The 19040-nt window shown below is 46.0% G+C and carries 14 protein-coding genes and 1 tRNA gene; 13 read left to right on the forward strand and 2 right to left on the reverse strand.

Annotation, left to right across the window (positions count from 1 at the left end; genetic code table 11):
- Nucleotides 1–208: 208 nt before the first annotated feature.
- A tRNA-Gly gene (locus G625_RS0115680) sits at nucleotides 209–279 on the reverse strand.
- A gap of 226 nt (nucleotides 280–505) precedes the next feature.
- Here G625_RS0115680 and G625_RS20410 point away from each other — a divergent pair.
- Nucleotides 506–1315: a GDSL-type esterase/lipase family protein gene (locus tag G625_RS20410; RefSeq protein ID WP_029201853.1), complete on the forward strand. Its 810-nt coding sequence runs from the start codon at nucleotides 506–508 to the stop codon at nucleotides 1313–1315.
- 123 nt (nucleotides 1316–1438) lie between these two features.
- On the forward strand, nucleotides 1439–2347 hold the full coding sequence (locus tag G625_RS0115690; protein WP_029201854.1) for a GDSL-type esterase/lipase family protein: 909 nt from the start codon (nucleotides 1439–1441) through the stop codon (nucleotides 2345–2347).
- A gap of 161 nt (nucleotides 2348–2508) precedes the next feature.
- Here G625_RS0115690 and G625_RS20415 read toward each other — a convergent pair whose 3' ends face one another.
- Nucleotides 2509–3216: a flavin reductase family protein gene (locus G625_RS20415; RefSeq protein WP_044933108.1), complete on the reverse strand. Its 708-nt coding sequence runs from the start codon at nucleotides 3214–3216 to the stop codon at nucleotides 2509–2511.
- A 244-nt stretch (nucleotides 3217–3460) separates the two neighbouring features.
- Here G625_RS20415 and G625_RS20420 point away from each other — a divergent pair, with 244 nt between their 5' ends.
- The 11 genes from G625_RS20420 (at nucleotide 3461) to G625_RS0115760 (ending at nucleotide 19037) form a co-directional block, all read left to right on the forward strand.
- The gene (locus G625_RS20420) at nucleotides 3461–4402 is read left to right on the forward strand and encodes a GDSL-type esterase/lipase family protein (protein ID WP_049895953.1); all 942 of its coding nucleotides are present in this window, start codon (nucleotides 3461–3463) and stop codon (nucleotides 4400–4402) included.
- Between the two features lie 92 nt (nucleotides 4403–4494).
- Nucleotides 4495–5274, forward strand: coding sequence for a DUF4358 domain-containing protein (locus G625_RS22135; protein ID WP_084152940.1), 780 nt, complete (start codon nucleotides 4495–4497; stop codon nucleotides 5272–5274).
- Between the two features lie 257 nt (nucleotides 5275–5531).
- The gene (locus G625_RS0115720) at nucleotides 5532–6983 is read left to right on the forward strand and encodes an MBOAT family O-acyltransferase (RefSeq protein WP_029201855.1); all 1452 of its coding nucleotides are present in this window, start codon (nucleotides 5532–5534) and stop codon (nucleotides 6981–6983) included.
- Nucleotides 6984–7127: 144 nt separating this feature from the next.
- The gene (locus G625_RS20435) at nucleotides 7128–8339 is read left to right on the forward strand and encodes a DHHW family protein (RefSeq protein WP_084152941.1); all 1212 of its coding nucleotides are present in this window, start codon (nucleotides 7128–7130) and stop codon (nucleotides 8337–8339) included.
- Nucleotides 8340–8591: 252 nt separating this feature from the next.
- Nucleotides 8592–10142: a polysaccharide deacetylase family protein gene (locus G625_RS21620; protein WP_198014926.1), complete on the forward strand. Its 1551-nt coding sequence runs from the start codon at nucleotides 8592–8594 to the stop codon at nucleotides 10140–10142.
- A gap of 83 nt (nucleotides 10143–10225) precedes the next feature.
- Complete coding sequence (locus G625_RS0115735; RefSeq protein WP_029201856.1) at nucleotides 10226–11896, forward strand: M3 family oligoendopeptidase; 1671 nt, start codon at nucleotides 10226–10228, stop codon at nucleotides 11894–11896.
- A 3-nt stretch (nucleotides 11897–11899) separates the two neighbouring features.
- On the forward strand, nucleotides 11900–12766 hold the full coding sequence (locus G625_RS0115740) for a pseudouridine synthase (RefSeq protein WP_029201857.1): 867 nt from the start codon (nucleotides 11900–11902) through the stop codon (nucleotides 12764–12766).
- Between the two features lie 68 nt (nucleotides 12767–12834).
- Nucleotides 12835–13992 (forward strand): DUF4317 domain-containing protein, encoded by a 1158-nt coding sequence (locus G625_RS0115745; protein WP_029201858.1) that lies wholly within the window; start codon nucleotides 12835–12837, stop codon nucleotides 13990–13992.
- A gap of 114 nt (nucleotides 13993–14106) precedes the next feature.
- Entirely contained in the window at nucleotides 14107–17010 is a 2904-nt protein-coding gene (locus G625_RS21625) for an amino acid permease (RefSeq protein ID WP_198014927.1), read from the forward strand.
- Nucleotides 17011–17014: 4 nt separating this feature from the next.
- On the forward strand, nucleotides 17015–18709 hold the full coding sequence (locus tag G625_RS0115755; RefSeq protein ID WP_029201859.1) for a two-component system response regulator: 1695 nt from the start codon (nucleotides 17015–17017) through the stop codon (nucleotides 18707–18709).
- On the forward strand, nucleotides 18696–19037 hold the full coding sequence (locus G625_RS0115760) for an Hpt domain-containing protein (RefSeq protein ID WP_029201860.1): 342 nt from the start codon (nucleotides 18696–18698) through the stop codon (nucleotides 19035–19037). Before G625_RS0115755 ends, G625_RS0115760 begins: the two co-directional genes overlap by 14 nt.
- Nucleotides 19038–19040 lie beyond the last annotated feature (3 nt).

Raw genomic sequence — 19040 nt, forward strand, 5'->3', positions numbered from 1 at the left:
CTAGTGTTTTGATGATATGGGTCATGTAGAATCGTTCTCAACAATGACTCATTTCCGGATTTTAGAGTTTTGGGTCATGGAGCAGCAGAACTTGAATATCTACTATTCATTCGTACACCATGGTTCACAGGCTGAACTGTTACATAAACATGGCGAAAATCCTAAAGAATAAGCCATTCTTTTAGGATTTCCGCCATGTTTTCAATTCAGCAGATAACGGGAATCGAACCCGCCTCCTCGGCTTGGGAAGCCGATGTACTACCGATGTACTATATCTGCACTTATCATACTCACATAATTTTACTCTTATTTTCCCGCAAGTCAACTATCGCAAGGTGGTTGCATGACTTAATATAAAGTTCTATGAATAATTTTTTACTTTTTTTATATTCTCTCCGCTTCTGTCATTAATTTGTAATTGAAGTTCAAATGATTTTATAAACCGATTTTATTCTTTTGTGCTACAATACTCCTTGCAAATTATAATTAATTAGAAGAGGTCTTTATGAGACAGATTAAAAAAATCGCAGCTCTGACACTGGGAACCTTGCTTGTATCCGGTGTTTGCAGCTTTGGTTCCCTTGCTGCCGCTACAGGAATTTCCGCAGTAGATTTCAGCAACTACAGTTCGGATGCTTCTGCTGCATCAGCTACGATGCCGGCAACAGGCATCAGCACTCCGGGTTTTTCCACTGATGATGCTTTGGATCAGCTGTTCCAGAACTCTGTAATTGTCGGTAACTCCATCGGAAACGGCTTTGCCCTTTACACCAAGAAGCACGCTGACGATCCGGTGCTCAAAAACTTCCAGTCACTTACTGCCAACGGTTTTTACATCGAAGGTGCTTTTGAGGATATCAGCTCCACAAGCCGTCACCCCTTCTATATGGGTCAGCAGCGCTACGTTTGGGATGCTATCCAGCTTATGGGCGCGAAGCATGTATTCCTTTCCTTCGGAACAACCGAGGTGCAGTACCCATCTGTTCTTGAGGATTATCAGAGGCTTATCAATCAGATCAAGGCAGTTAATCCTGATGTTGACATCACTGTGATCAGCGCCACCTACATTTATCCCGGCAAGTACTACGGTACCATGACCAGTGCCAATGTTAAGAAATTCAACACAGCCATGGAGCAGATCTGTGCCGCAAACGGCTGGGGCTTCATCAATGTTGCCGACCTTCTGGCAGACGCAAACGGAGATCTGAATCCGATTTACAGCTCTGACGAGTATATCCACCAGAACGATCTGGCCTATGACATTTGGACAAACTCCCTTAAGGAGTACGGACTCAGGAAGCTTGGACTTGCATAATAGGAAATAATGTACTATACCAAATATACTTGAGGGATTATAATGTTCCTTCCTGGAGTAGTACAGGTTTCATAAATATGATTATAAAGGGAATGGATTTCCCGATAACAAGGAGTAGAGAGTATGAAAAAGTTATTAAAGAAGGCAGCAATCATCGCGCTTGCTTCATCCATGATCGTTTCATCAGGTATCATTGCAATGGCAGAAGAGACTGCCGCAGCTCAGGAAACTCAGGCTGCCACAGATCTTTCCCAGGATCCGGTTGTTAATGCTCAGGAAGATCAGCGCGTGGTTGATTTTTACAAGGATTCCATCGTACTTGGAGATTCAGTGGCAAACGGTTTCGAGAGATATGCTATTCAGAGAAAAGCTAACCTGATTCTTGCAAACCTTCAGTTCATGACACAGCCGAGATACAGCATTCATGACGAGCTTCAGGCTATCGGAACAGAGGGTGTTAACCACTTCTGGTATGGCGGAGCTCAGCATTATGCTTATGAGATGGTAGGTTTACTTGGCGCAAAGCATGTTTACCTTTCACTTGGACTCAATGATATCAAGGCTCGTCCGAGTGAGGTTTTCGAGCAGTACAAGACTTACATCGGACAGATCAAGGCTGCAAATCCGGACGCAGACATTACCATCATAAGCACAACATACATTCATCCGGATGCTCAGACTTCACTTGCAGGCATCAAGAGCTGGGCATTTGACAATGCTACAGTTCGTAAGCTTAATGATTCCATGCAGGCATATGCTGCAGAGAACGGCTACGGATACATCGATATAGCTAACCGTCTTGCGGATGCTAACGGAAATCTGAATCCGATCTACTGCACAGATAAGTACATTCATCAGAATGCTGAGGCTTATGCTATCTGGGTTCAGTGTCTTCGTGAGTATGCGGCTTCTCAGAACTATGCTCATGCTAATGATGCGGCAGCCGCTGCCGTGGCCGAGACAGCCGCAGCAGATGCTGCTGCAGCCGGTTCTACAGAAGAAGTAATCCCTGTTGTTCCTACACAGGCATGATGAATCCGGAAATATTTGAAATGGTACAGAAAATCCAAGGGACGTGTGACGGCCCACGAGATTGAAAGTACATCGGCTTCCCAAGCCGAGGAGGCGGGTTCGACTCCCGTTATCTGCTTGAAGAAAAATCGGAACCCATTAGTTAGATAGAATTGATTCTATTAAGGGGTTCCGGTTTTTTTGTTTGAATGATTTTTTCCTGAAGTCTTCTTATTGGCGGAGCTGCTCTTGCCTGCAGGTTTTTGTGTATCTTTAACCTTTGCGAAAGTACTTTTCTTTACCGGTTTCTTTTTCTCTAGCAGCGGCTTTTTTCTCACGGAGTAGCCGAAGCTGCCCAGCTTTTCTCCGAGGGACATATAGTCGCCGTGGGAATAGGCTACGAGGCCTACCCGGTCCATGTGAAAAGCGCCTTTTTCGTCGATGAACTGTTCGTTAACACGGACGGCAACTACTTCGGCGAGGAACATGTCATGGCTTCCCAGGGGGAGAACCTGTGTTACCTTGCACTCGATGGAGACCGGGGCTTCTTTGATGGAAGGGGCGGAAACTATGGCAGATTCTTCTTCGTGGAGGCCCATTTCCTTCCACTTGTCAACGGTGGCAATGCTTCTGACACCACAGTAGTCAAGAGCCTTTACCAGCTTTTCGTCCGGGAGATTTATGACAAATTCTCCGGATTCCCGTAGCATGGGATAGCTGCCTCTGCTTTTTCGTACGGAAATATATGCCATGGGCGGATCGGAACAGATGGTGCCGGTCCAGGCAACGGTCAGGATGTTTGTCCTGCCGGATTTGTCTTTAAGGCTTACCATTACGGCGGGAACTGGATATATGAAATTACCGGGTTTTTTAAATGTTATCTTACTCATAGGAATAATCTAAGTTTTGTTCGCTTTATCGTCAAGTATATTTAAGAAAACTTGCACCTGTATAAGTTATAATAAGGAAAATACTTTTTTATCGTCATCTTATATTGGGTTACCTGATTGACGAGATATTAAATCAGGACGTGTTTATGAGGGTTTTAAAAAACCTTAATTTAAAGGAAGACGGTCAGATCTGCATATATGTCAGAAAAAACGGCAAAAATATGCATTTACAGAGGAGGAAGGTATGAGAAACAGAAAGGTTGCAGCGGCATTGATGGGTGCTGTTCTGGCCATAACACCGGTTTTTACTTCGTTTGCGGACATACAGGGGATTTCTGCATTGGCTTCGGGGACATATAATACCGGTCTTGGGGCTGCTGCAGAAACAGAGAGCGCTGTTATCGGCCCCACCGTGGGTGCCTATGGGAATAGCTCTTTACCGGGAGTTCCGGGGGAAACCACCCCGGTAAAAACAGAGGAGGAGCTTTTACTTGAGAAGCAGTATCAGGAGTTGCTGCAGGAGCAGTTAAGACTACAGGAACAGGCCGTGCATGCCCTTGAAATCGGAAACTTTTTCAAGGATTCTGTTCTGGTGGGGGATTCCGTGGCATTGGGTTTCTCAAATTATGCTGTAAAAAACTCGGCATTTCCTATTTTCCAGAATCTCAGATTTCTTACCAGAGGGAGCTATTCTGTTCATAATGCTTTTTCGGCTATTTCAAGTAAGTCCTGCCATCCCATATATCAGGGAGAGCAGAAATATGCCTGGGATGCATTGAAGATTATGGGTGCAAAGCACATTTATACCTTCTTTGGACTGAACGATCTATATGCCGGAGTGGATAACACGGTGGCAAAGTATCTTGAGTTCATCGCAAGGGTACAGGCGGAGATTCCCGAGATAGAGATCACCATCATCAGCACGACTCCGATGTACAAGGGCTCCGAAAAGAAGAATCTGAACAATGCCAACATCCGGGCGCTTAATGCACAGATGTCAGCATTGGCAGCACAGAACGGATGGGGTTATGTTGATATAGCTTCAAGGCTTTGCGACAGTAACGGCTGTCTCGCGAAGCAGTATTGCAGCGACAGCTATGTGCATGAGACCAATGCCGCCTACGTGATCTGGCAGGCAGCTCTGGAGGAATATGCGGAGGCGCATCTTAAAAAAATTTCATCTTAAAGTTGTTAAAATTGAAATAAGTCTTTATAATGGTGCAGGGATTTTATGGTCCTTGCATTTATTATGTATAGAGTTCAAAGGGGAGAAACAATATGAGAAAGACTATAGTAGCAACAACACTTGCAGTAATCGCAGCATCAGCGCTTATGCTTAACGGATGCGGCAAGAAGGCAGAGGCTGAGGCAGTTACAACAGCAGCAGTAGAGACTACAGCAGCTGAAACAACAAAGGAAGAGACAACTACAGCAGAGGAGACAACAACTGCCGCTGAGGAGTCAAGTGAAGAGGAGACTACAGCAGCCGCTGAGGAAACAACAGCCGCAGCAGAGGAGTCAGAGGAAGAGTCAACAGAGGAGTCTTCTGAGGAAGAAACTACAGAAGAGACAACAAAGGAAGAGACTACCGCAGAAGAAACCACAGCCGAGGAAACAACTGCAGAGGAGACAACAGCCGAAGAAACTACAGCTGAGGAGACAAAGGCTCAGGCAGCAGGCCCAGAGCCAAGCGCTATTTACAGCCAGGTTACAGGTCTTCTTCCGGGAATGATCACAGTTGACGCAAATTATATCGCAAACTATTACGGAATCGATGCATCACAGCTTGAGGGATATGTATTCGCTATGGCTGAGGATGTAACAAAGGCTGATACGGTTGCCATCCTTAAGGCTAAGGATGCCTCAAGCGTTGCAACTCTTGCAGGTCAGCTCAGTGCAGTTCAGCAGCAGAAGGCTCAGGAGCTTCAGGATTACATGCCTGAGCAGTATCAGATCGTTGCAGCAAGCGCAGTTAAGACTGTCGGTAACTATGTTTACCTTGTAATGTCTTCCAATGCCGCAGCTATCGAGCAGACCATCGCTACGAACATCGGCTGATAAAAACGATTCAATCGAATAAAAATTTGCAGAGCCGGAGGGCAGCCATAGAAACGTGGTGCCCTCCGGCTTTGATTTTATCCACCGGGGACGGTTCCCGCCGGCGAGAACCGTCCCCGGTGGATTTCATAAGGATTCTCTCTTATTTTATGAACTGTTATTTACATTTATCGAAAGTGTTTGCCACCTTCGGAGTTTGATTGTAAGATAGGAGCGTTATGTTTTCATAAAAGTTTTATAAATCGGAGCATTAAAGTATGGTTTTCAGTAGTATTCCATTTTTGTTCTTTTTCCTTCCGCTGTGCCTGATCCTTTATTATCTGGTGCCGTTTAAGGTAAAGAATTATATCCTTCTTGTTTTTTCGCTGGTGTTTTATGCCTGGGGCGAGCCTGTATATATTCTCCTCATGCTGTTCGAGACTCTTTCGGACTATACGCTGGGACGGATTATGGACAAGGCTGCAGACGGATCGATCCGCAGGAAAATGTGCCTGGCACTGTCCGTTATCATCGATCTTTCGGTGCTGGGATTCTTCAAGTATGCTGATTTCCTTATTGAGTCTGTCAATGCTTTTGCCGGTACATCCTTCACACCCCTGGGCCTCGGTCTTCCTATAGGAATAAGCTTTTTCACCTTCCAGACCATGAGCTACACCATTGACCTCTATAAAAAGGAAGTGGCGGTGGAGAAGAATTATTTCTATTATCTGACCTATGTTTCCATGTTCCCTCAGCTTATTGCGGGACCTATCGTCAGATTCTCAACTGTTAATGAGGAGCTCCACGAGCGTAAGATAGATTTTTCCGGCTTTATCCAGGGCGGTCTCAGATTCCTCCAGGGACTTTTCAAAAAGGTTCTTCTGGCAAACACTATCGGTTCTCTCTGGGAAGTTATAAAGGCTCAGGCATTTGCCTCAACGGGAGAGCTCAGTGTTGTAAGTGCCTGGCTTGGTGCCATGTGCTTCACTCTGCAGCTATACTTCGATTTCAGTGCCTACAGTGACATGGCGATAGGTATGGGAAGGATGCTTGGTTTCCATTATCTTGAGAACTTTAATTATCCTTTGAGTGCTGTTTCGGTAACGGATTTCTGGAGACGCTGGCACATTTCCCTCAGTACCTGGTTCCGTGATTATGTATACATTCCACTGGGCGGCAACCGCCACGGAGAGCTCAAGCAGCTCAGGAATATGTTCGTGGTATGGTTTCTTACTGGTCTCTGGCACGGTGCTGCATGGAACTTTATTTTATGGGGACTTTTCTACGGAGTGCTTCTGGCACTTGAAAAGAACGTATGGGGCAAGGCCCTCGGCAGGCTTCCGGGAGTTTTTCAGCACCTTTATGCCATGTTTATCTATGTGACGGGATTTGTAATCTTTGTATTTGATGATATGGGTCAGCTGGGACATTATCTCAGGATCATGTTCGGAATGTCCGGAGCCTCTGTGGTTAATGCTGATATCCTGTGGTATCTCAGAAACAATTTTCTCATCCTCATACTGGGATGCATCATTTCCTTCCCGGTATACCCGTGGCTGAGAGGAAAGCTCAGAAGCGCCGCAAAGGGCAATGGCGGGCTTTCAGAGATGATCACAAGGGAGACATTTATCACCATCCTAAGGTCTTCCTTCTACATCATCCTGTTCTTCCTGACCACAGCGTACCTGGTAAACGATACCTACAATCCGTTCCTTTATTTCCGTTTTTGATGAGGAATGGTTTAATGCTAATGAACCGCTTATCAATAGTGGTTCGCCAAAACCTATGACTGATGCAATGATTTTCAAGGGGAATATTAAGTTCTCCAACACATAAGATAATTCAAGGCATCGGCGTTTGATAATTGGAGTTTTATGATGCAAAACAAATCGAACAATAATGAAGACAACCTTCTTTGGGGAGTCCGGAATGTGGGTAATGTCATCACCGTGATGACCGTCACCCTTTCCATACTCATTTTCGGAGTCTGGTTTCTGGCTTCTCCAAAGAAGGAATTCAGCGAGAGTGAGAACCGTCAGCTGGCATTGTGGCCCACATACACATTCCAGTCACTGAAGGACGGCTCTTACATGAGCAGCATACAGAAGTATCTGTCAGACCACTTTCCTGCCCGTGACCAGTTCATGACCCTGAAGACCAAGGCCGAGATTATGATGGGAAAGCAGGAGATCAACAATATCTATATCGCTAAGGACGGCTATCTCATCGAAGCCTATGATGAGCCGAAGCAGAATGAAAAGATCATCACCCAGTACGGAAAGCTTTATCAGGACATAACCACTGATGCAAAAAACAACATTAAGCTGATGCTGGTGCCTACGGCGGTGACTGTTTATAATGACAAGCTTCCTGCTTCTGCACCCGACAGGGGAGTGCTTAAGCAGCTTGAGACTATGAATAAGATTTATGAGGCACGTCCTGAGATGAAGCGCATCGACTGCTTTCAGGGGCTTCTTGAGGCCGCTCAGGATGAAAAGACAGCTTCGGAATTCACGCCGCTTTACTATCACACGGATCATCACTGGACCACCTACGGTGCCTATGTGGCGTACAGAGAGTATTGCAAGGCCGAAGGCATTGAGCCGCTCCCGGAGGAGGCATTCACAAAAACCGTTGTCACAGACAGCTTCAGGGGTACGGTTTACTCAAAGCTCAATGACACCACGGTTCCGGGGGAGGAGATAACCATCTATGAGAATCCGGACAATGCTTTGACCGTGGACTACACTGACTCACATGAGGTTACTGATACCCTTTACAACAGGGATTATCTGGAGAAAAAGGATAAGTACTCCATGTTCCTTAATAACCTTCATCCTCTTATCGAGATTACCAACGAGACTGCGGATTCCGACAAGGTCATGGTTCTCGTTAAGGACAGCTACGCAAATTCCATTGTGCCGTTCCTTGTAAATCACTATAAGAAGATATACGTTTTCGATACCCGTTACTACCGTTTCGGTCCGGCGTCCTTCATCAACGAACATCCGGAGGTTACGGATGTGCTGGTGCTTTACAACATGAACACCATTGACACGGATCTCGGAATCGGGGGAATCTTCTGAGGAAACTTCGGTTTAATCGTGACAGTTCATCCGGCAGACTACGGGGACGGGGTTGGTGGTCCATTTTTCTAAAATGGACCACCAACCCCGTCCCCATGGTCTGCCGGTTGAGCTGTTGCTTTTATGCATCAAAAATTATTCTCCTATTATGATTTTTTATACTCCAAAATTTATATTGTATGTTAGAATAATTCCAGTATAATGATGTTGATAAATCGATATAACAAATTTGATGATAAAGAAGTAATAAAAATGGCAGGTAATTATAATCAAAGATATTCGGATAATCATGCGAGGGGCGGAAGCGGTGTACGCAGCCGAAACGCTTCATATAATTCCCGGGGAGTCCGTTCGGGGTCTCGGGGAAGCGGGCGGAGCTCTTCAGGCGGAGGCTCCGGCAGGAACCGTATTATGACCAATGCCGAGAAAGAGGCTATCCGCGAAAAAAGACTCAGGAGGATCCGCCAGAAAAAGGCGCGTCAGAGGGCTTATACCTACAGGGTTATTTTCCTGAGCGTTTGTGCTCTTTTTGTATTTGGCCTCTGGAAGGGCGTTACCGGCATTACCGGCTATATCGAAAACAGCCGTCAGGAAAAGATCGATGCGATGCAGAACATCGAGATCAACAAGGGTAATGACGCCATCGATGTAGCCGAGTCAGTGATCACGGTGACAGAAGCAAGCACAGAAGCCACAGTTGAAACCACTGAGGCATATGACCCCACCAAGGTGTTCTCAAACGGACGTTATGTGGATATAACAAAGCCTATGGTGGCTCTCACCTGGGATGACGGTCCTAACGGAAGTACCGGTGAGGCAATCATGGATGTCCTTGAAAAATACAATGGTCGCGGTACCTTCTTCATTGTAGGAAACCGTATTGACGAGTTCGCCTCCGAGGTTCAGAGAATGGCTGCGAACGGTCATGAGATTGCGAATCACAGCTGGGATCACGACACAAAGCTTTCAAAGAATTCTTCTGACTATATCGTGCAGGAATTTGCAAAGACCAATGCAAAGGTACAGGAGGTTGCCGGCGTAACTCCGGTACTTGCACGTCTTCCGGGCGGAATCATTTCCGATACGGTGAAAAGCAGCATTACGATGCCTCTTATCTTCTGGTCTGTAGATACTCTGGACTGGAAGCACAAGGATGCGGATAAAGTTATCAGCTCGATAAAATCCGAGGTTACGGACGGCAGCATCGTTCTCATGCATGAGCTTTATAAATCCACTCAGGCAGCCTGTGAGCAGATTATCCCATGGCTTGTGGAACAGGGTTATCAGCTTGTGACGGTTTCAGAGCTTATACAGTTCAGAAATGCTGAGGTTGTGGGCGGAAACGGAAAGCAGTACAGCAGCTTCCCGCCGACAGAAACAGTTGCGGAAACCACGGCAGAAACGGCAGCGGCTTCACCTGAAACCCAGGCGGCAGCTCCAACCAAAGCAGAAGAATCCGAAGAAGCTTCCTCTAAAAAGTCTTCTTCAAACGATGAGGATTCAGCTAAGAGCAGCAAGAGTAAAAGTGAGGACAATGACAATGACAATCACAGCACTCAGGTGATCCCCGGAGTTGATGATGCTCAGGATGAAGTTTCCGAAGTTCAGGATTCACAGGAAAACAGTGATGTGATAGAAGCTCCCGCAGAAACCACAGAGGATGATACCTATGTACCAACCACAGCTCAGGAGGCTCAGGCAGTTTCTGAAACTGCATGGTGGATGGCAGGTCCTTCGGCTCAGGGTGCCCCTGATGGCAATGCCCAGGCTGATGCCATTCAGGCCATAGATGCCCCGGGCTAAACAATAATCATGCGTAGCACTTACACCTTAGGGTGTTTTGTGCTACGCTTAATATTTTAAAGAAAAAATGAGGAGACATTATAATGAAATTTTCAGAGATGCCCTATGAACGCATAGATTTCAAGAAACTTACTCAGGACTTCAAGGAACTTGAGGACAGACTGGAAAAAGCCGAAAGCGGGGAGGAACAGTTCAGGATACATCAGGAATTCTACCTCCTGTACAATCATGTGATGACAGAATCACAGATTGCCATGATCCGTTCGGATATCGATATGTCCGATGAAAAGCTTCTTTGTGAGCAGGAATATTTCGATGAGAACATGCCCATTTTCCAGAATCTGGTGGTTTCTTATCGTAAGAAGCTTTTTAACTCACCTTTCAGACCTTATCTTGAGGAGAAGATCGGAAAGGTGGCGTTCAAAAACATTGAACTTGCCATGAAGGCAGTTGACGACAAGCTCATTCCTCTCATGCAGGAGGAAAACAAGCTTCAGACAGAATACAACAAGCTTCTCGCAGGTGCAAGAATTGACTGGAACGGGGAAGAGCTGAACCTGAGCCTCATGAGCCCTTATCTCAATCATAAGGACAGAAGCATCAGAAAGGAAGCCTGGGAGAAGTTCAGCGCCTTCTTCGAGACTCATCAGGAAGAGCTGGATGACTTCTATGATAAGCTCGTGAAGAACAGAACAAAGCAGGGAGAGCTTATGGGGCATGAGAATTATCTTCCTTTAGGTTATGCCCGCATGAACAGAAACAGTTTTGGGCGCTCCGACATACAGGAGTTCCGGAAGCAGGTAAAGAGAGACTTTGTTCCTTTTGCCGAGAAGCTTCATGATCTGAGAAGACGTCAGCTGGGACTTAACAAGCTTAGCTACATTGATGAAGGTGTTTACTTTACAAACGGAAATCCGGCACCGGTGGGAACTCCGGAGCAGATACTTGCGGCAGGACAGAAGATGTACAATGATCTTTCACCTGAGACCGGTCGATTCATTAACTTCATGTGCGACTCGGAGCTTTTCGATGTTCTGGGAAGAAAGAATAAAAAGACAGGAGGCTATATGACCATGCTTCCTGACTATCATGCGCCCTTTGTATTTGCAAACTTCAACGGAACCTCAGGAGATGCAGACGTTATCACCCACGAGTGCGGACATGCCTTCCAGGGATACATCACCGCTGACGATCCAATCATAGAGCACAATGACATTACCATGGAAATCGCAGAGACTCACTCCATGTCCATGGAATTTTTCACCGAGCCCTGGATGCCGCTGATTTTCGGGAATCGCTCAGAGGACTATATAAAGATGCATTTCATGGATGCGGTTATGTTCATTCCTTACGGAACCATGGTAGACGAATTCCAGGATATCATTTACAGTGACCCGGGACTTTCACCCAAGGCGAGAAACGAGGTTTGGCGGGAGCTGGAGCGCCAGTACAAGCCACACCTTGATTACACGGGTAATGCTTATTTCGAGCACGGCGGCTACTGGCAGCGTCAGCACCACATCTATGACAACCCGCTCTACTACATCGATTACTGTATCGCCGGTGCCAATGCCCTCCAGTACAAGGTCCGCATGGACAGGGACTACCGAGAGGCCTGGGAAAGCTACCTTAAGCTCTGCAAGCTCTCAGCTTCGGATTTCTACAACGAGCTCATGAAAAAAGCCGGACTGGACAACGTCTTCGAGGACGGTTGCTTGAAATATATCGTTAAGAAGCTGGATGAGAGATTTTGACATATGCGTTTAGACAAGTATCTTGCCGATATGGGTGTCGGCAGCAGAAGCGATATAAAAAAGGCAATAAGAAAGTGTAAAGTAACAGTGGACGGAGAGGTGATTCGCGAAGCGGGCTTTGAAGTACCGGAGGGAGTGGTCATAACCTATTTTGACGAAGAAATAAGGTATGAAAAGTACCAGTATTATATGCTGAATAAGCCTGCCGGAGTTATCTCGGCAAGCGAGGACAAACGTCAGACCACAGTGGTGGACCTGATCCGGGATTCGGAGTTCGGTGGTCAGGCGCGGAAGGATCTTTTTCCGGTAGGACGTCTCGACAAGGATACAGAGGGACTCCTGATCATCACTAATGACGGACAGCTTGCTCACAGACTTCTGGCACCTAAGCACCACATAGATAAGGTATACTATGCGGTGGTTTCCGGAGAGGTTAGTGAGGAGGATAGAGAGATTTTCAAAAAAGGCATCCGCTTCGACGAGCATCTGACGGCAATGCCTGCGGGACTTGAGATCCTTAGTACCGGAAAGACAGTAAAGGAGCTTGCAGATAAGCTTCAGATTACTGTGGATCCGGAAAGGTTCGAGAGAGTGCGTTTGTCCGGAGCTGATTTTAAAGGCGCAGAGGAAGCTGCCAATGTCAATGCAGAGACATTATGCTCTGAAATCAATGTGACGATACAGGAAGGTAAGTTCCATCAGATCAAGAAAATGATCAGAGCCCTTCCGGTCGGAAAGGATGTGCTTTACCTCAAGAGAATGTCCATGGGAAGCATTGAACTGGATGAAAGTCTCGCACCCGGAGAGTACAGGAGCCTTACGGAAGAGGAGATACAGACACTGAAAGACAGCTGTTCCGGCGAAATCTGATGCCTGCCGGGGAGTCTGACGTTTCTTTTGGTGGTTTCTAAAATAGATATACACGGAATGGAGAATGAATGGATAAAAAATCAGTTAGTGAAATAAAGTCAAAGTGTTTCAATAAAAACGATTGCCGCATAGACCGTATGCGTGCCTGCTATGTTAACGAAGAGAAAGAAAAGATTTCCGCCTTCCATGATATGTTTCTGCAGCTGGAGGAAGCGGAGAGATCCAAATACTGTGAGATATTTAAGCGCTCCATGTCCGGCAAGTTCGGACGCAATCTTTTTAATGTGGAGTTTCCTGCGGCAGAGGAGATGCCCGGGGGACACCAGGAATTTTTATATCGCCTTAAAAAGTCGGAGCTCAAGGACGATGCGTTGGTGGAGGAGTTTTTTGACAGGATCATCGGGAGCTACAGTTATCCCGGAAAGTACCTTATCATACTAAGCCACGGGGTTTATGACATTCCGATGAAGCTTAAGGATCAGACGATCCTCGAGGATGCAAGTGAGTATGTATACAGCTTTATTTTGTGTTCCATCTGCCCGGTGGAGCTTTTGAGAGAGGGGCTTTGCTACGATTCCGCGGCTCAAACCTTTTTGAGCCGCACCAATGACTGGGGTGTAAAGAATCCGGAATCGGCCTTCCTGTTCCCGGCTTTCAATTTCCGTAACATGGACATTCACAACACCCTTTACTATACAAGGCATCCTGAGGAGAGACATGAAGAGATAGTACTGGATATTCTGGGAACCGAACTCAGCAGAACCGAAAAGGATCAGCAGCATGTTTTCAGAGAGATCATTGAAACTACTCTGTCCGGAGACTGTACCTTTGAGACAGTAAGAAGTATTTCCGAAGAGGTTAACGAGATGATCCGCGAGAATCAGAATGATAAGGATTCAGATGATCATGTTGAACTTGGAAAAGGTGAGATCAGGAGACTTCTTGCCTCCAACGGCGCAAGTGAGGAGCAGCTTCACCAGTTTGAAAGAATCTACGAGGAAACAGTAGGGGACGATGATTCTCCGTTGGTTGCAGAGAACATCCAGGATCAGAAGCACCTGGTAGTGAAGTCACTTACCATGAAGCTTGACATAAAGTCAGACAGCGCAGACCTCCTGGAGACCCGTGTCATTGACGGCCGGGAATACCTGCTGATCCCCATAGCAGATGACATCGAAGTCAACGGAATAAGGATCCGCCAGAACCTGAAGCCGGCTCATGCCTAGGCTGTGCTGAAATTAACAATAAAAACGCAAATTAAGCATTTCCCAATAATATTTCGCAGTAAAATGTCGATATATCACGTGAGGCAAAGTTTATTTTTGGTGAAATTGACGAATATGCGTTTTGATAATGATAATAATAATAAAAATCAAATGACACGATACCTTTCGCCCCTTGCCATATGGGCGCTGTCTTTCGGCTGTGCCGTCGGGTGGGGTTCCTTTGTCATGCCTGGAACAACCTTCCTTCCTTTGGCGGGACCCTTGGGAACGGTTATGGGAGTTATCCTGGGAGCTGTACTCATGCTTGTCATCGGGCTTAATTACAGCTTCCTCATAAAGAGGTATCCGGACAGCGGCGGTACCCTTACCTATGCTGTCAAAACCTTTGGATATGACCATGGCTTTATTTCGTCATGGTTTCTTATCCTTGTTTATATTGCCATCGTATGGGCCAATGCTACTGCCCTTCCCCTTATGGCAAGATTTGTTGTGGGTGATATTTTTAAGTTCGGCTTTTGCTATTCTATCCTTGGATATGATGTATACATGGGTGAATTGCTGCTGTCCATGCTCATGATACTTCTTTTCGGGCTTATCTGCGAAAGTAATAAACGGCTGGCTGCAGCGATCCAGACTGTGGCAGCCCTTCTTTTGCTGTCCGGCATAATTTTCTGTTTCTTTATGGTGGTGAGCCATTCCAATATAGCTTCATTAAGTGAAGTAATGAGCTTTTCCGGAAGCGGAAAGCCGGTCTCAGTGCAGGTATGGGGCATTTTAATGCTGGCTCCCTGGGCATTTGTGGGCTTTGAATCCGTATCCAATTCTGCCGGAGAAGTGACCTTTGACCATGGTCATATGGGGAAGATCCTTGAGATTTCTGTGATCACAAGCGCTGTGGCATATATTCTTCTTTCTCTTGCCCCGGCCTTCTGTTATCCCTCAGGCTTCTCTTCCCTTCAGGCTTATCTCGGTGAGATAGGGGATTTAAAGGGAATTTACGGTCTTCCTGTGTTTTACGCCGTTCATGCGGCTATGGGAGAAGCAGGTATAGTCGTACTCGGGATATCAGCCTTTTCCGCAATCCTTACGGGCCTTATCGGAAATTACGTTGTTTCCAGCCGGCTTATATTTTCCATGGCGGATGACGGCATCCTTCCATCCTGGTTTGGATATCTGGATGAGGATGGGAATCCCCGCCATGCATATTTCTTTATCATAGCTCTGTCAGTGTTCATCCCTCTTCTGGGAAGAAGTGCATTAGGGTGGATCATTGATGTCAATACTCTGGGCGCATCCATCGCTTATCTTTACACCTCTGCGGCGGCTCTTGTTATAGCCAAAAATGAAAACAGGAAAAAGGAATGTTTCCTTGGAGTTGTCGGAATCATCATATCTATTGCCATCATAGTATACTTCCTGTTTTTTTCTTCGGGAGCCATACAGACTGAAACATATTTCATACTTGCGTGCTGGGCGATCCTTGGTTTTGCATTCTTTTATTATGTCTTCAACCATGACGGGATGCAGCGCTTCGGAAAGTCGGCTGTTGCGTGGGTTGGCCTCATGTTATTTGTTTTTCTCATTTCCTTTGCCTGGATAAAGCAGTCCGATGCCGATGTGACCAGAAAAACCGTAAATATCGTGGAAGCATACTATGAGGATGAGATAGAAGGGGAAAAAACGGAGGCATTCTATCAGGCAGAATCCTTTGCGGAAACCCATATCATGAAGGTTGGCAGGATACATACAAGAAATTCCTTCATTCAGTTTTGCATGAACCTCATAAGCCTTGTCTTTCTCTTCAGCATTTATAACACTATGAACAAGCGTGAAAAGAAGCTTGAATTACAGAAGATGAGAGCGGAGGAAAGCAGCCGTGCCAAGACCCGGTTTCTTTTTAACATGTCACACGATATCAGGACACCCTTGAATACAATCCTCGGTTTTACCCGGGTCATGATGAATGATGAGAAAACAAGGGATGAGGACAGGCAGTATGCAGAGAAAATAGATATTGCCGGAAAGCAGCTCCTGGGGATAATCGATGATGTTCTGGAAATGAGCAGTGCAGAGGATGGGAAGATAGTACTCAGGAATGAGGAAAATGATATAGCCAGGGCCGTAACAGATACCTTTGAACTGTTTTATGATGAGATGATGGAAAAGGAAATAAAGTATTCCCTGAGTGTCCATATCATACCGGAAACCCTTGCGGTGTTTGACAGGACACATTTTATGAGGATACTTATGAATCTCATAAGTAATGCCTGCAAGTTTACCGACAGGGGCGGAGAAGTCTCCGTTACCCTCACCCAGTCACCCGTGGACGGAAACGGAAATTCCGAATATTGTGTTTGTGTAAAGGATAACGGGATCGGCATAGATAAGAAATTTGTAAAGGATATGTTTGAACCCTTTGCGCGTGCCAGGACTTCTACTGAAAGCGGAATAAACGGAACAGGACTGGGACTCGCGATAACAAAGAGTATAGTCGATGCCATGGACGGAACCATCGAGGTTGTTACAGAAATCGGAAAAGGTTCCGAATTTATTGTAAAGCTCACCTATCCCGTTATAGAAAAGCAGGTGGATACGGTAGTCATAGAAGAAAAAGACAGTTCCGGTGAGGATCTGTCCGGAAAGAGGATACTTCTTGCAGAGGATATGGATATAAACCGCGAAATCGCCGTGATGCTTCTTGAGGATATGGGATTTGTGGTTGAGTCTGTAGTGGATGGAAAAGAAGCTTTTGACAAATACAAGAGTGCCCAACCGGGATACTATGATCTCATCATTACAGATATTCAGATGCCGGTCATGGATGGCTATGAGCTTACGAAGGCTGTCCGGGGAATGGAAGATAAAGCTTATTCCGGGATACCGATAGTTGCCATGACAGCCAATGCAATGAAGGAAGATCAGGATAAGTCAAAAGAGCTGGGGATGAACGGACACATTCCCAAACCTCTGGATGTGGATGTTATGTCGGAAATAATAAGAGAGGCATTAAGGAGATAGAGCTATGAGAAATTTTTACGAAGACCAGAATATAAAGCGAAAGGTACTTATCGTTGAGGATGAGTATATCAATCGTGAGATACTTGGGAACATCCTTATGGAGGAATATGATGTGGAGTATGCCTGTGATGGTCATGAGGCCTGGGAGAAGCTGGCACCTTCCGAATATTCCCTCATTCTTCTTGACCTTATCATGCCGGTTCTCAGCGGCTCGGAGCTTTTGGCCAGGATCAAAAATGATCCTAACCTGAAATCCACACCGGTGATCGTTATGACTTCGGAACAGGATGCGGAGGTGGACAGTATACGGCAGGGAGCGGCTGATTTCATCACTAAGCCCTATGATATGCCTGAGGTTATCCTTGCAAGATGCGAAAGGATCATAAAGCTCTCGGAGGATGCCCGCATCATCCGTTCAACTGAAAGGGATACCCTGACCGGACTCTACTCAAGAGAATATTTCTTTGAGTATATCCGGAGGATCGACACGTACATAAAGGACATAAAAAGAGATGTACTGGTGCTTAATATCAATCATTTCCGCCTGATAAATGAAATGTACGGCAGGAGCACCGGAGACAGAGTTCTGAAAAAGGTGGCCGATACCATAAATGAGGCTTTCCGCAGCAGCCTGATCATAGCCAGCAGGCCCGTGGCTGATACCTTTTACATATACTGTGAAAATGACGGTAAAGAAAAAGGTATAGGTCTCCTGCAGGAGCAGCTGGACAAAACCTTCCCCGAATTGAAGCTCAGGCTGAGAGCCGGGATCTATCAGGATGCTGATATGAAGATAGCTCCTGAGGACAGATTTGACAGGGCAAAACAGGCCTGCGACCGGATACGCGGAGACTACCTGTCAAATGTATCCTACTATGATAAGGAGTTCCATGTCAGATCCGTTTACAACGAGAGACTGATAAAGGATGTGGATTCTGCCATAAAAAATCATGACTTTCTGGTGTATTACCAGCCGAAGTACAACATTACCGGGGATACTCCGAAGCTTTGCAGTGCGGAAGCGCTTATCCGCTGGAAGCATCCGGAGCTCGGAATGATAAGCCCCGGTGACTTCATTCCTCTTTTTGAACATAACGGTCTCATCCAGAAGGTAGATAATTATGTATGGGAATGTGCCGCACGTCAGGTGGACGAATGGAAAAAGAAGTTAGGCTACACTCTTCCTGTATCGGTCAATGTCTCAAGGATAGACCTGTTCGACCCTCAGCTTGAAGAAAAGCTTCATAAGGTGCTTTCGGACAGCGGTATAACAGAAAAGGAACTGATGATCGAGATAACAGAATCCGCTTATGCCGATGATGCAGCAAAGGTTATGGAAATCACGGAGAAGCTGAGAAGTGAAGGCTTCAAGATAGAGATCGATGATTTCGGTTCAGGATATTCCTCACTTAATATGATAATGAATATTCCTGTAGATGTGCTTAAGTTGGACAGGAGCTTTGTCAAAAACCTTAAGAAGGATGAGAAGAGCCTTATGCTCGTTGAGATCGTCATAGGCATAGCAAGGTTCCTTAACGTCCCGGTAGTGGCAGAGGGCGTGGAAGATGAGGATCAGATTAAAACCCTTAAGGGCATGGGCTGTGAGATCGTTCAGGGATTTTATTTTTCCAGGCCTGTTCCGGCGGAGGAGTTTGAAGTTTTTATAAAAAAAGAGGTAGAGAGAAATGATAACAATTGAAAAGCTTGATGGATTCGGAGCGGACACAGCTACCGGTCTCGGAAGATGCGCCGGAAAGGAATCAATGTATCTTAGACTTGTATCCACGGTACCAAAGCAGCCTGATTTTGACCGCATGGCTGAGGCTATCGAGGCAGGAGACCTGAAAACGGGTTTTGAAGCTGCGCACTCCCTTAAGGGTATATTGGGGAATCTGTCATTATCGCCGCTGTATGAAAAGGTATGTGAGATAACTGATTATTTAAGAAATGGAACTGAGATGGATTATTCCCCGCTTTTGAGCGAGATAAAAGCAATGAAAGAGCAACTGACGGCATTATGCGATTAAGAG

Origin of the sequence: Oribacterium sp. NK2B42, assembly GCF_000424445.1 — a bacterium.
Classification (GTDB): Bacteria; Bacillota; Clostridia; order Lachnospirales; family Lachnospiraceae; genus Oribacterium.